Below are 13,743 nucleotides of genomic sequence, written 5' to 3' on the forward strand. Positions count from 1 at the left end.
ACGGATCATCCCCGGTTTTTATGTCCCAAAATGCCTTTCATCAAGGCGGTATCTCTTGTTATCGGCTACCACAGGCCGACGTCCGTCGGCGGAAGCATAAACGTAACATAACTGAGATAGTGAGTTTACGACAAGGCGACGAGAATGGGCAGACGGCGGGGGAATTATCGGAATAGCGCCGCCGCTGGCGATCGGCGGCGGCGGCGGGGTCAGGCTCAGCGGCGGTTGCGCACCAGCTGGTAACGGCGGGTCAGGTACTCTACCGGCGCACTCCAGATATGCACCAGGCGGCAGAACGGGAACAGCACGAACAGCGTCATGCCCAGCACCATATGCAGCTTGAAGATTAGCGCCACGCCTTCCAGGTGCGCAGAGGCGCCGGCGTGGAAGGTCACGACCGCCTGCGCCCAGGCCACCAGCTTCATCATTTCGCTGCCGTCCATATGCTGGGCGGAGAACGGAATGGTCAGCAACCCCAGGCACACCTGCACCACCAGCAATGTCAGGATCAGGATGTCGGCGACGCTGCTGGTGGCGCGCACCCGCGGGTTGGTCAACCGGCGCTTCAACAGCAGCGCGCCGCCGATCAGCGTCATCAGGCCGCAGGCGCCGCCGGCGATCATCGCCAGCTTCTGCTTCACGTCGATCGGCAGGAAGGCCTCATACATCCAGTGCGGCGTCAGCATGCCGAGGAAGTGGCCCGCGAAGATGCCGATAATGCCGATGTGGAACAGGTTGGACGCCAGCCGCATGCCCTTTTTATCCAGCATCTGGCTGGAGCCGGCGCGCCAGCTGTACTGCCCGTAGTCGTAGCGCAGCCAGCTGCCGATCAGGAACACCGCGCCGGCCAGATAAGGGTAGATGTCGAAGAAGAACTGATTCAAAAATTGCATAATTAGCGTCCTTTGGTTCCGGTTAACGCATCCGTCAGGTCCAGATACTGTGGCGCCACCGCGCCGGCGAAGCGCCGCTGGTGCGCCGTCTGCTGGGCGGAGGCGCAGCCCTGCTCGCCGAGAAATTTGACCTGCTCCTCTTCCCATACCGCATCCAGCGCCTGCGGCGTATCGTCGCGCGCCTCTTGCGCCACCTGCGTCTTCAGCGCCTGGGCCTGCGCATCGCTGCCGGACAGCGCCAACAGCAGATCGAACAGCACCGCGTACGGGCTTTCGCGCTGCTGCAAGCGCGCGCCCAGCAGCGCCAGGATCGGCGCAATGTCCTGCAGCCCTTCCCGCGCCTGTGCCGCGCTGCGGCTGGCTAAATACTCCAGGTACAGCGGCAGGAAATCAGGCAGCTCGCGGCTGTCGATCTCCAGCCCGGCGGCGCGGTACTGCGCCATCAGGTCAACCATCGCCTGGCCGCGATCGCGCGATTCGCCGTGCACGTGCTCAAACAGCAGCAGCGAGGTGGCGCGGCCACGATCGAACAGCTCGCAATAGTCGGCCTGCGCGTCCAGCAACGGGCGCGCGCACAGGCGGCGGATAAACAGAATCAGCAGCGCGCTGTGGTGCAGATCCAGCTCGCTGGCCGGTTCCAGCGCTTCAATCAGCGCCTGCTGATGGTCAAACAGCGCCTGCTCCGGATAATCCAGCAGGCGGGCGATCACTTTCAGGCTGATCATGAGGCATCCTCCGGCCGCGCGGTTTTCGCGGTCACGTCGATGGCGTCGATACGACGGCTGTTGAACAGATTGAACTTGCCGTCGCTGCCGTGGCAGCCGTCACCGAAGCTGAAACCGCAGCCTTTGCTTTCGGGGAAGGCTTCGCGCGCCAGCTCGCGGTGGCTCGACGGCACCACGAAGCGATCTTCATAGTTGGCGATCGCCAGGTAGCGATACATCTCCTGTGCCTGCGCTTCGCTCAGACCGACCTGCTCCAGCGCGCTGATGTCCACCACGCCGTCGACGGTTTCCGCCCGTTTGTAGTGGCGCATCGCCAGCATGCGTTTCAGCGCCAGCAGCACCGGCTCGGTATCGCCGGCGGTCAGCAGGTTCGCCAGATACTGCACCGGAATGCGCAGGCTCTCGACGTCCGGCAATACGCCGCTGTGCGCCAGCTCGCCGGCGTCGGCGGCCGACTGAATCGGCGACAACGGCGGCACGTACCACACCATCGGCAGCGTGCGGTATTCCGGGTGCAGCGGCAGCGCCAACTTCCAGTCCATCGCCATTTTGTACACCGGCGACTGCTGAGCGGCTTCAATTACGCCCTGCGGCACGCCGTCCGCCAGCGCCTGAGCAATCACCTTCGGGTCATGCGGATCGAGGAAGATATCGAGCTGGCTCTGGTACAGATCCTTGTCGCTTTCCACCGCCGCCGCCTGCTCGATGCGATCGGCGTCGTACAGCAGCACGCCGAGGTAGCGGATGCGGCCGACGCAGGTTTCCGAACAGACCGTCGGCTGCCCGGCTTCGATGCGCGGGTAGCAGAAGATGCACTTCTCGGACTTGCCGCTCTTCCAGTTGAAGTAGATTTTCTTGTACGGGCAGCCGGTCAGACACATGCGCCAACCGCGACACTTGTCCTGATCGATCAGCACGATGCCGTCTTCGCCGCGCTTGTAGATCGCCCCGCTCGGGCAGGTGGCGACGCAGGCCGGGTTGAGGCAGTGCTCGCACAGGCGCGGCAAATACATCATGAAGGTGTTTTCGAACTGGCCGTACATCGCCTTCTGCAGGTTGTCGAAGTTCTTGTCCTGCGAACGTTTTTCGAACTCTCCGCCGAGGATCTCTTCCCAGTTCGGGCCGCTTTCGATCTTGTTCATGCGCCGGCCGGTGATCACCGAGCGCGGGCGCGCCACCGGCTGGTGTTTGCCCTGTTTGGCGGTGTGCAGGTGCTGGTAGTCGTAATCGAACGGCTCGTAGTAGTCATCCAGCGCCGGCACGTCCGGGTTGGCGAAGATTTTCGCCAGCACGCCGACGCGGCTGCCCATGCGCGGTTCCAGCTTGCCGTTGATTTTACGGATCCAGCCGCCCTTCCATTTTTCCTGATCTTCCCAGGCGTGCGGATACCCGACGCCGGGCTTGCTTTCCACGTTATTGAACCAGGCGTATTCCATCCCCTCGCGGCTGGTCCAGACGTTCTTGCAGGTGACCGAACAGGTGTGGCAACCGATGCACTTGTCCAGATTCAGCACCATGCCGACTTGCGAACGAATTTTCATTTGTTGTTCTCCTGCTGACTGCCCTGCGCGTAGTCGTTGCCTTCATCGTCCAACCAATCAATACGGTTCATCTTGCGCACCACCACGAACTCGTCGCGGTTGGAGCCGACGGTGCCGTAGTAGTTGAAGCCGTAGGCCAGTTGCGCATAGCCGCCGATCATGTGGGTCGGTTTCGGGCAAGCGCGGGTCACCGAGTTATGGATGCCGCCGCGTTGGCGAGTGATCTCCGAGCCGGGCAGGTTCACGATGCGCTCCTGCGCGTGGTACATCATGGTCATCCCCGCCGGGATACGCTGGCTGACCACCGCGCGCGCCGTCAGCGCGCCGTTGGCGTTGAAGGCCTCGATCCAGTCGTTGTCCGCGATGCCCAGATCTTTGGCGTCGTCTTCGCTCAGCCAGACGATCGGGCCGCCGCGCGACAGCGTCAGCATCAGCAGGTTGTCGCTGTAGGTGGAGTGGATGCCCCACTTCTGGTGCGGCGTCAGGAAGTTCAGCGCCTTCTCCTTGTTGCCGTTCGGTTTGCTGTTGAGCAGCGGCTGCGCGGCGCGGGTGTCGATCGGCGGCCTATACGCCAGCAGGCTTTCGCCGAAGGCGCGCATCCACTCGTGATCCTGATACAGCTGCTGACGGCCGCTGAGGGTGCGCCACGGGATCAGCTCATGCACGTTGGTGTAGCAGGCGTTATAGGAGACGTGCTCGTCTTCCAGGCCGGACCAGGTTGGGCTGGAGATGATTTTGCGCGGCTGCGCCTGAATGTCGCGGAAGCGAATTTTCTCGTCTTCCTTGTTCAGCGCCAGATGCCGGTGATCGCGGCCGGTGACGTTGCTCAGCGCTTCCCAGGCTTTCACCGCCACCTGGCCGTTGGTTTCCGGCGCCAGCGACAGGATCACTTCCGCCGCGTCTATCGCGCTCTCGATCTTCGGCCGCCCCGCCGCCGGGCCGTCGGCCTTGACGTAGTTAAGCTGCTTGAGGAAATCGACCTCGGTCTGGGTGTTCCAGCTGATGCCCTTGCCGCCGTTGCCCAGTTTGTCCATCAACGGCCCCAAGGAGGTAAAACGCTCGTAGGTGGCCGGATAATCGCGCTCCACCGCGATGATGTGCGGCGCGGTTTTGCCGGGGATCAGTTCGCACTCGCCTTTCTTCCAGTCCTGCACGCCGTAAGGCTGCGCCAGCTCGGCGGCGGAGTCGTGCTGAATAGGCAAAGTCACCACGTCGGTTTCCTGGCTCAGATGGCCGACGCACACCTCGGAGAAGGCTTTGGCGATGCCCTTGTAGATTTCCCAGTCGCTCTTCGAATCCCAGGCCGGATCGACCGCCGCCGACAGCGGATGAATGAACGGGTGCATGTCGGAGGTGTTCATGTCGTCTTTTTCGTACCAGGTGGCGGTCGGCAGCACCACGTCGGAATACAGGCAGGTGCTCGACATGCGGAAATCGAGCGTCACCACCAGATCCAGTTTGCCTTCGCCGCCCTGCTCGCGCCATTCCACTTCCTGCGGCTTCACGCCGCCCTGCTGGCCGAGATCTTTCCCCTGGATACCGTTCTCGGTGCCCAACAGGTATTTGAGCATGTATTCATGGCCCTTGCCGGAAGAGCCCAGCAGGTTGGAGCGCCAGACGAACAGGTTGCGCGGGAAGTTCTGCGGATTGTCCGGCTGCTCGGCGGCAAAGCCCAGCGCGCCGCTCTTCAGGCTGTCGACGGTGAACTCAACCGGCGACTGGCCGGCAGCACGGGCCTGCTCCGCAAGGCGCAGCGGATTGGCGCCCAGCTGCGGCGCCGACGGCAGCCAGCCCATGCGCTCCGCGCGCACGTTGAAGTCGATCAGGCTGCCGCCGAAGCGCGATTTGTCCGCCAGCGGCGACAGCAGCTCATCGGCGCCGACGGTTTCATAGCGCCATTGGCTGGAATGGTTGTAGAAGAACGAGGTGCTGTTCATGTGGCGCGGCGGGCGCTGCCAGTCAAGGCCGAACGCCAGCGGCAGCCAGCCGGTTTGCGGCCGCAGTTTTTCCTGGCCGACGTAGTGCGCCCAGCCGCCGCCGCTCTGGCCGACGCAACCGCAGAAGATCAGCATATTGATCAGGCCGCGGTAGGTCATGTCCATGTGATACCAGTGGTTGACGCCGGCGCCGACGATGATCATCGAACGGCCGTGGGTCTTCTCGGCGTTTTCCGCGAACTCGCGGGCAATGCGGATGATGTTGTGGCGCGACACGCCGGTGATCTGCTCGGCCCAGGCCGGGCTGTAAGCCTTGACCTCGTCATAGTCGGCGGCGCAGTTGGCGTCGCCCAGCCCGCGCTCCAGGCCGTAGTTGGCAAGCAGCAGGTCATACACGCTGGTCACCAGCGCTTCACTGCCGTCCGCCAGCCGCAGGCGTTTCACCGGCAGCTTGTGCAGCAGGATTTCGTCCAGCGCCACGCTGTTGAAATGCTTGCTGTCGGCGCCGCCGAAGTACGGGAAGCCCACCTCGGCAACGTCGTCATGCATGCCCAGCAGACTGAGCTGCAGCTCGACTTCCTGTTGCGACTTGCCTTCGCGCTGCTCCAGGTTCCACTTGCCCTTCTCGCCCCAGCGGAAACCGATGGAGCCCTGCGGCGCCACCAGCTCGCCGCTGCGGCTGTCGATAGCGACGGTTTTCCACTCGGGATTGTTTTCCTGGCCCAGTCCGTCCACCAGATCGGCGGCGCGCAGCAGGCGGCCGGCGGCGTAGTGGCCGCCTTCACGCGGCTCCAGCAGCACCAGCATCGGCATGTCGGTATAGCGGCGCACGTAGTCGCGGAAGTAGCCGACTTCGCGATCGAGATGGAACTCTTTCAGCATCACATGGCCCATCGCCAGCGCCATCGCGCTGTCGGTGCCCTGCTTCGGATTCAGCCAGTGGTCGCACAGCTTGGCGACTTCGGCGTAGTCCGGCGTCACCGCCACGGTTTTGGTGCCCTTGTAGCGCACTTCGGTAAAGAAGTGGGCGTCCGGGGTGCGCGTCTGCGGCACGTTGGAGCCCCAGGCGATGATGTAGGAGGAGTTGTACCAGTCGGCGGACTCCGGCACGTCGGTCTGCTCGCCCCAGGTCATCGGCGAAGCCGGCGGCAAATCGCAATACCAGTCGTAGAAGCTCAGGCAGGCGCCGCCGATCAGCGACAGGTACCGAGCGCCGGCGGCGTAGGACACCATCGACATCGCCGGGATCGGCGAGAAGCCGATAATGCGGTCAGGGCCGAAGGTTTTGGCGGTATAGACGTTGGCGGCGGCGATCAGTTCATTGACCTCTTGCCAGCTGGAGCGGACGAAACCGCCGCGGCCGCGCGCCACCTTGTAGCTTTTGGCTTTTTCCGCATCGCCGACGATCGATCCCCAGGCCTCGACCGGATCGCTGTGCTGCGCTTTCGCCTCGCGCCACAGTTTGAGCAGCCGCTTGCGCATCAGCGGGTATTTCAGCCGGTTGGCGCTGTACAGGTACCAGGAGTAGCTGGCGCCGCGCGGGCAGCCGCGCGGTTCATGGTTGGGCAGATCGGGGCGGGTGCGCGGATAGTCGGTTTGCTGGGTTTCCCAGGTCACCAGACCATTCTTCACGTAGATCTTCCAACTGCAGGAACCGGTGCAGTTCACACCGTGGGTGGAACGCACCACTTTGTCATGCTGCCAACGGCTGCGGTAGCCGTCTTCCCAGTCGCGGTTGGTGTTCAAGGTCTGGCCGTGATCGCCAGAAAAAGGCTCCGCCAACTGCTTGAAATAGCGGAAACGGTCTAAAAATTTGCTCATCCGGAATGCTCCTGAAGGCTCTTGTCGTTATAAGAAGACATGCTCAATCTGCCGCCAGCCTACTGACGGCCAACCGACGGCAAATTGATTGCGATCAAGAGAAAGCGGCGGGCGACGCGTGCGTCGGGCGGGAAATACCACCAAAGTATAGGGGTGAGAAATAGAATTAATTGTTTGAATTAAAACGAATAAATCAGAATGTCAAGATGAAGGCGAACGGGTGGGAGGCAAGACGGGGTATTTGGGGGTAGGACGCGGGGGAAAACCCCGCGTCGGGTTTCAGAAAGGGACGCCGCGGAAGAAGACGTTGCGCAGAATGTTCTTCATGTAAACACCGGCCATCATCCCGCTGTTGACGTAGATGATGCCCTTCATGCCGTGCAGCACGCCGCCGAGACGGCTTCGGCTGTCGGTGATGATGCGCGACGTAATGCAGGTGTGGCGCAGCCGCATCACCTTGCGTGCCCGCGGCGAAATCTGCGGCATCAACCGGCGCTCGAACTGCATTTTGTTGTGATAGCCGATGATGCCTTTCGGGCTGGAGGTAATACGCTCACCGTCGTGATCGTTATGCACCGCCAGGCGCTCGTGCAACGTGCCGATACGCATGCCCGCCGCCAGCAGGCGATAAATGAAGATATGATCCTGATAACGCGGGGTATTGAAGAACCCGCGCACCGCGATCGCCGCCTCGCGGCGCAGCATGATCATCGGCGTGTAAGCGACGCCGGCCAGCATGAAGTCCTCCAGGCCGTCGCAGCGGGCGCGGTAATAGCGCTCGGCGCTGATTTGGCCGTCCTGCAGAATATCCATATCGCACAGGCTGACGGGGTAATCGCCGCGCTGCATAAAGGCCAGCTGACGGGTGATCTTCTCCGGATGGTAATAATCGTCGTCGTCCAGAAAAGTGAGGTATTCCCCGGTGGCGCGCAGGATGCCGCTGTTGCGCGCCCGCGCCCCGCCGCCGTTGCGCGCGCGCGGGCAATAGACGATCTGCCCGGCGGCAATATAGCCGGCCAGCCGTTCGCGGGTGGCCTGGCGCTGCGGATGATCCGGCGGATTATCGTCCACCACCACGATCTCCACCGGCTGATGGGTTTGCGCCAGGACGCTGTCGATGGCGCGCGCCAGCAGTTCGCTGCGGCCATAGGTCGGAATAATGACGCTGACTTTGATACTCATAATGGGCTTCCACACGGGTTTATCGTCGTTCGGGCACGGTCAGATTCACCCGAAACGGTTGTAGAGACTGGCCATCAGGTAGTAGACCAGCGGACTGCGGTAGAACAGGCGGTTCTTGCGGCTCAGCATTTGCCGCTCCTCCGCCCGCAGCCGGGCATAGCGCCGTTTCAGCTCGGCGGTTTCCCGCAGCGCGTCACGCAGGCCGAAGAAGTCCAGCCCGACCAGCAGGCGCGCCTTCAGCGTGGTGACGAACAGCACCGAGTGGAATCCCTTCCCCCCCTCGCGGCGACGCCCGCTGTCAGCGCGCTCGATGGCGTAATCGAGATCGTCCAAATCCCGCCGCTTCGGCGCGCGCGTGATGCCGTTGGGGTTAGCGCGATATCCTACCAACGGCGTGTCGCACACCACGATGCGGTTCGCTTTCAGATACAGCTGCGGGATCAGCTGGATATCCTCGAAGTTGCGCCCCGCCGGAAACGCGGCGTCGTTGAACAGCGAACGGTGATAAATCCGCGCCCAGGCGTACCACAGGCTGCGGTTAAAACTGTCAGCCAGCAGCGCCATATGCGGCTCGCGCTCCTGTGGCGCGGCGTTGCCGGGCACGATCGCCATCAGGCCATCCGGTTCTATCTTGCCGTTTTTCAGCCGCGAGAAACGCTGGGCGTTGAACGCCACGATCTCCACCTGCGGGTTATCCGCCAGCAGGCGCCCCAAAATGCTGAAATAGCCCGGCAGCAGCACGTCGTCGGAGTCCAGAAAACCGAGATATTCGCCTTCGGCATGGGCGATCCCGGCGTTGCGCGCGGCGCTCAACCCCTGGTTATCCTGGCGCAGGATGCTGACCTGCGTTTTCAATGCCGGATAACGGCACAGCACCTCTTGCGCGACGGCGATGGAGCCGTCCGGGCTGCCGTCATCGACGAGGATCACTTCCGCCCAGTCGGGCAATTGACTCAGCACCGAGTCCAGGCACGCTTCGATGTAGGCTTCCACCTTATACACCGGGACGATCAGGCTTAGCGTGATAGTCATGAACGGGTATCCTTATTGATTGCTAGTGTCTCGTTGCACCCACAGCGCGCTGCTGCCCACCGCGGGCAATTTGGCGTCGATCTGCGGCTGCCCCTGCCAGCGCCAGCCGGGCGGCAGGTCAAAACGGGCGGCCATCGGCCGATAGTACGGGTTGGCGATCAGCACCAGGCCGCGCTCGCCGTCGATAAACAGCCGCGCCGGTACGGCGGTGTTGTTGCCGGACAGCGTCGCACTTTCGCCCGAGAGCAGGTACGGCGTGAAGCTGTCGATCTGTTGCGCCACGCGGGCAACCCCTTGCCAGATACCGTCGAATTCCTGTTGGTTGAAATCGCCGCTGCGGCGCTTGTAGAACAGGTCGGTATAGGAGTAGAACAGCAGCCCTTTGACGCCGCCGATCAGCCCCAGCCAGGCCTGGTTGCGGATCTCCGCTTCGCTCGGCTGGCGCGGCTTGCGGTGCGGCTCATAGGCGGCGTGATCCATGATCTGCATCACCAGCCAGGCGCCCTTCGCCTGGCGCGCCACCTGCACCGTCAGGCGCGAGTATTCCAGCGTGCGCGTCATGTCGGCATCGCGTCCGACCGGATAAGGATCGCTGGCCAACACGTCGGAACTGTTGAAATAGGCGTTGAGCGCGCCGGTCTGGTTAAGCGCCTGAAAGGTCAGATGGTCAGGGTCTTGTTGCTTCACCTGCAGATGCATCTGCTCTATCTGCGGCGCGTACTTCGGCGCCAGCTCATCGTTGATGTACCAGGCGAGCAGGTTCGGCTGAGTTTTAAACTTCTCCACATAAGACGCCGTCAACTGCGGGTAGCTCAGGCGCGTTTTCGGCGCAGAGTCGAGGCCGGGGTAGAAATCCTTCAGCGAGAAAATCACCTGAAGCCCGTACTGCTGCGTTTTGCGGAAATAGGCGTACGGGTCGCGCCCTGCGCCGTAGTTGTAATTCAGCAGGGTGTTGAAACCGGCGTCGCGGATGCGCGCCAGATGCTCATCGGTCGCCATGTTGCCGTACATGTAGATGCCCAGCGGAAAGAAGCGCTTGCCCTGCCGCAGCGTATAGCCCTGCTCGTCCAGCGCCACTTTCGGCGGCGCCTCGCCGATGCTGACCGGCATTTCGCTGCTCCGGCTGTGCTTCGACGCCACGTCCGTCACCTGCTGCTGCAGGCGGTACTCGCCGGCGGCCAGGTTGGCCGGCAGCGAGAACTCTACGCGCTGACGCTCGGCGACATGGTAGCGGCGGCTCTCCTGCCGCACGGCGGTGCGTTGGCTATCGAGCAGCGTACTTTCCACCTGCACTTCCTGAGGCTGCTGCACTTCAATCAGGCTGGAGGCCGATTGCCCGCCGGCGCGCATCTGATACAACGCCGGCGCCGTCGGCTGGCTGCAAACGTAGGCATCGTCGAACCAGGCGTTGCCGGTCGTGCCCTTGCGCATATACAGCCCCAGTACGGTGGTGGTGGCCTCTGCCGGCACGGTGAAGCTGCCCTCCACCGGCTGCCAACCGCTGCTGCCCAGCAGGCCTTGCGGGTAGCTGCCGGCCAGGTGGCGCCCCTTGGCGTCATAGCTTTCGACGTACACCCCGGCGCCCGGCTGATCGCCTTTGCCGCGCAGGTTATCGCCGCGCACCCACACGCCGAACGCGATCGTCTGGCCCGCTTTCACCTGCAGCGTTTGCAGCATCTGGTGATACTCCGCCGGGTCAGGATTGCTGTAGTACAGGCTGGCACGGCCGCTGCGGCCGCCGGAGACCACCTTGGCCGGCGGCAGCGACCAGCCCGTCTGTCCCTGCTCAAAGCCGGGGTTGGTCAGCAGATTGGTCTCGCAGCCCGCCGCCCCGGCCTGAGCCGCCAGCCCGCATCCGATCAGCACGCAGGCTGCGTTCAAGATTTTGCTGGTCATTGTCTTTTCATCACCGCGCTGTACAGGTAGGAGAAGAACAGATAGCAGGATTTTTGATAAGAGAGCCCCAGATGACGACGGTAGATCTGCCACTGCCAGTCCGCCGCGCGGATCTTGTTGCCGGACAGCGAATTGGCGGACAGCCGGTAAAACGCCAGCGGCTCCGGAATGCAGTACGCCAGGCGATTGCGCGCGCGCTCCAGAATAGACAGCCACATCACGTAGTCTTCATGCCCGACCTTGCGCTGGTAGACCTTGCCGACCCGGCGCTGGTTGTACATGCCGGTCAGGTTGCCGATCCAGTTGCTTTTCAACATGTCGCGGTAGGCGATGATCTCCCCGGCGCCGCGGTAATTTTTCACCTGCGCCAGGTCATTCTCGAAGGTGTAATAGTGCGAGCAGACCACGTCGTAACGCTGGGTTTTAAGGATGCCGACCTGGCGAGCCAGCTTATTCGGGTGCCAAACATCGTCGCTGTCGCAAAACGCGATGTAGTCGCCCCGCGCCGCCTCGATGGCGATGTTGCGCGTTTCGGCCACCCCCTGATTGGCGTTGTTGCGGATGTAGGTCAGCCGATCGTGAATGAACGGCTTGACCACCTCAGCGGTGTTGTCGGTGGAGGCGTCGTCAATCACATACAGGTGATAGTCCTGATAAGTTTGATTCAATACGCCAAGGATCGACTCGCGGATAAAACCGGCGGCGTTATAAGCCGGCATAATGACGGACACTTTTTCCATGATGATTACCTCAGACGATAAGCTCTTGCCACTGGGGGTAAATACGTTCAGGCACAAACCGCTGCGCCTTTTCCAACGCACGGTGGGAGAAGCGGCGACGCAGTTCGCCGTCGCCGATCAGCGCCAGGACGCGCTGACTGAAGGTGTCGACGTCGCCGTCCGTCACCAGATAACCGTTTTCGTGATCGTCGATCAGCTCCGCCGGGCCGGTCAGACAGTCAAAAGCCACCAGCGGCAGGCCGAAGCTCATGGCTTCGATCAGCACCATCGGCAGACCTTCGTAGCGAGAGGTCATCAGCAACAGGCTCGCCTGCCGGTAATGCCCGGCGATATCGGCGGTGGCCGGCAGCAGCTGCACCCGGTCGTCGAGCCCGTAATCGGCGATCTGCCGTTGCAACGCCGCCCGATCCGGGCCATCGCCGACGATGTGCAGCCGCCACTCCGGCGCCTGCTGCGCCACCTGCCGCCAGGCGGCGATCAGCCGGTCGAAGCCTTTCTGGTGGCACAGTCGGCCGACCGCCAGCGCCACCGGCTGTTGCTGTTCCGGATGCGGCGCCCGCAGCGGAAACGGCGACACGTTCTCAATCACCCGACATTTGCGGGCGGGCACCCAGCGGCCGATATTCGCCAGATCTTTTTGCGTCAGCAGCACGGTGCGATCGCCCAGCCGGTAGATCAGCACCTTCAGCCACTTCATCGGCCACGGATACTGGTGGAAACTGACATGTTCACTCAGCACCAAGCGGCTGCCGGGACACAACAGCCGCAGGTAAGGCACCATGATCACCGAGAGTTTCCCCATCGAGACGGTGATGATGGCGTCATAGCGGCCGCGGCGTAAGAACAGCGCCAGGCGCCACGGCCAGAGCAGCGTCTTGCCGCGCATGAAGCGCAGCGTCACCGCCGGCTCCAGCGGATAGAACGCCCGATCCCCGCAGATGGATATCAGTTCGACCTGGTGGCCGAAGCGGGTGGTCAGCGCATTGGCCAGGCTGCTGGCCACCCGTTCGGTGCCGCCTTTGCCGCCGATGTCTTCGATTACAATTGCGATTTTCCGCGGTTGCATGTCACCTCCGTAATCCCTCGCGGGCCGTGCGCAGCAGCCTCCCCCCCAATGGAAACAGTCCCAGCCTGGCCAGACAGTCGCCATACAGCTTGATCGCCTTGAATTTGCCGCTCAGGGTGTGGCGCTCCATGCGCGATGAGTAGTAGTTGAAAGCCTGCAGATCTTCGCTGTACAGCGAAGCCAGCAGGTGTTTACAGGCAAAGCCGCTGATATAACGGCCGCTGGCCTGCAGATAGGTATCGATAAAGCGTTCGCTGGCGTCGATGTTCAATCGGCAGCGGTTCAGATCCTCGTCGCCGCAGCGGATGAACACCCCACCGCCCTGATCGTGAACCACCCGGGCGCCCAGGTTGGTGGCGTTGACCAAAAACCCCCAGTCCTGGTAACGGGCCAAAAACTCCGGAAATAAAAACCGCCGGTCTTGTTTCTTGCGCACGCTGATGGTCGAAGTGCGAATATCCCCCATCTCGATAAATAAGAAATCTTCCCCGGCCACGCCCTCTTGATAATTAAACACGTAGCTGCGCACATTCTTGTCGTTGACCGTGGTGTAATTGCCGAACACGATATCGATCCGTGTGTCCTCATGCCGTCTCAAGCGCCGGATGATATAATTGGTGCCAAACATATCTTCCGGTTCCAGAAAAAAAACCACCTCAGAACGCGCCAGGCGAAAACCGATATTGCAGGCGACGGCGATATTGCCGCGCACCCGGCTTTCATGCAGTCTGGCGCGATGATTCGCCGCCAACAGTCCGTGTATCTTTTCCGACTCACCGGCTTCCGATGAATAATCGACCACGATAATTTCATAATCAAAACCGGCGCAGTAATGGGTCATGCGCGCCAGCGTGGCGGCGAGATGGTTTGAATTATTAAAAGCGGGAATAACAATTGATAAGTCCATTTA

10 protein-coding genes are annotated in these 13,743 nt (G+C 62.2%); all 10 read right to left on the minus strand.

The window, feature by feature from the left end; all coding sequences use genetic code 11:
- Positions 1-215: 215 nt before the first annotated feature.
- Positions 216-893: a respiratory nitrate reductase subunit gamma gene (gene narI / locus ACJ8IP_RS05950; protein ID WP_033643426.1), complete on the minus strand. Its 678-nt coding sequence runs from the start codon at positions 891-893 to the stop codon at positions 216-218.
- Positions 894-895: 2 nt separating this feature from the next.
- Positions 896-1,618 (minus strand): nitrate reductase molybdenum cofactor assembly chaperone, encoded by a 723-nt coding sequence (gene narJ / locus ACJ8IP_RS05955; RefSeq protein WP_033650904.1) that lies wholly within the window; start codon positions 1,616-1,618, stop codon positions 896-898.
- Complete coding sequence (gene narH / locus ACJ8IP_RS05960) at positions 1,615-3,159, minus strand: nitrate reductase subunit beta (RefSeq protein WP_042784782.1); 1,545 nt, start codon at positions 3,157-3,159, stop codon at positions 1,615-1,617. Before narH ends, narJ begins: the two co-directional genes overlap by 4 nt.
- Positions 3,156-6,917, minus strand: a complete 3,762-nt coding sequence (locus ACJ8IP_RS05965; protein ID WP_164106964.1) for a nitrate reductase subunit alpha — start codon at positions 6,915-6,917, stop codon at positions 3,156-3,158. Before ACJ8IP_RS05965 ends, narH begins: the two co-directional genes overlap by 4 nt.
- Before the next feature lie 279 nt (positions 6,918-7,196).
- The gene (locus ACJ8IP_RS05970) at positions 7,197-8,099 is read right to left on the minus strand and encodes a glycosyltransferase family 2 protein (RefSeq protein ID WP_164106963.1); all 903 of its coding nucleotides are present in this window, start codon (positions 8,097-8,099) and stop codon (positions 7,197-7,199) included.
- 45 nt (positions 8,100-8,144) lie between these two features.
- The gene (locus tag ACJ8IP_RS05975) at positions 8,145-9,131 is read right to left on the minus strand and encodes a glycosyltransferase family 2 protein (RefSeq protein ID WP_033643431.1); all 987 of its coding nucleotides are present in this window, start codon (positions 9,129-9,131) and stop codon (positions 8,145-8,147) included.
- Positions 9,132-9,143: 12 nt separating this feature from the next.
- The gene (locus ACJ8IP_RS05980) at positions 9,144-11,027 is read right to left on the minus strand and encodes a carbohydrate-binding protein CenC (RefSeq protein WP_123061764.1); all 1,884 of its coding nucleotides are present in this window, start codon (positions 11,025-11,027) and stop codon (positions 9,144-9,146) included.
- A complete protein-coding gene (locus tag ACJ8IP_RS05985; RefSeq protein WP_033643433.1) occupies positions 11,024-11,767 on the minus strand; it encodes a glycosyltransferase family 2 protein in 744 nt (247 codons plus the stop codon). Before ACJ8IP_RS05985 ends, ACJ8IP_RS05980 begins: the two co-directional genes overlap by 4 nt.
- 10 nt (positions 11,768-11,777) lie before the next feature.
- Positions 11,778-12,833, minus strand: a complete 1,056-nt coding sequence (locus ACJ8IP_RS05990; RefSeq protein WP_198793142.1) for a glycosyltransferase family 4 protein — start codon at positions 12,831-12,833, stop codon at positions 11,778-11,780.
- A gap of 1 nt (position 12,834) precedes the next feature.
- Positions 12,835-13,740 (minus strand): glycosyltransferase family 2 protein, encoded by a 906-nt coding sequence (locus ACJ8IP_RS05995; RefSeq protein WP_033643435.1) that lies wholly within the window; start codon positions 13,738-13,740, stop codon positions 12,835-12,837.
- Positions 13,741-13,743: the final 3 nt, after the last annotated feature.

This window comes from Serratia sp. CY52157 (genome assembly GCF_052168495.1).
Classification (GTDB): domain Bacteria; phylum Pseudomonadota; class Gammaproteobacteria; order Enterobacterales; family Enterobacteriaceae; genus Serratia; species Serratia ureilytica.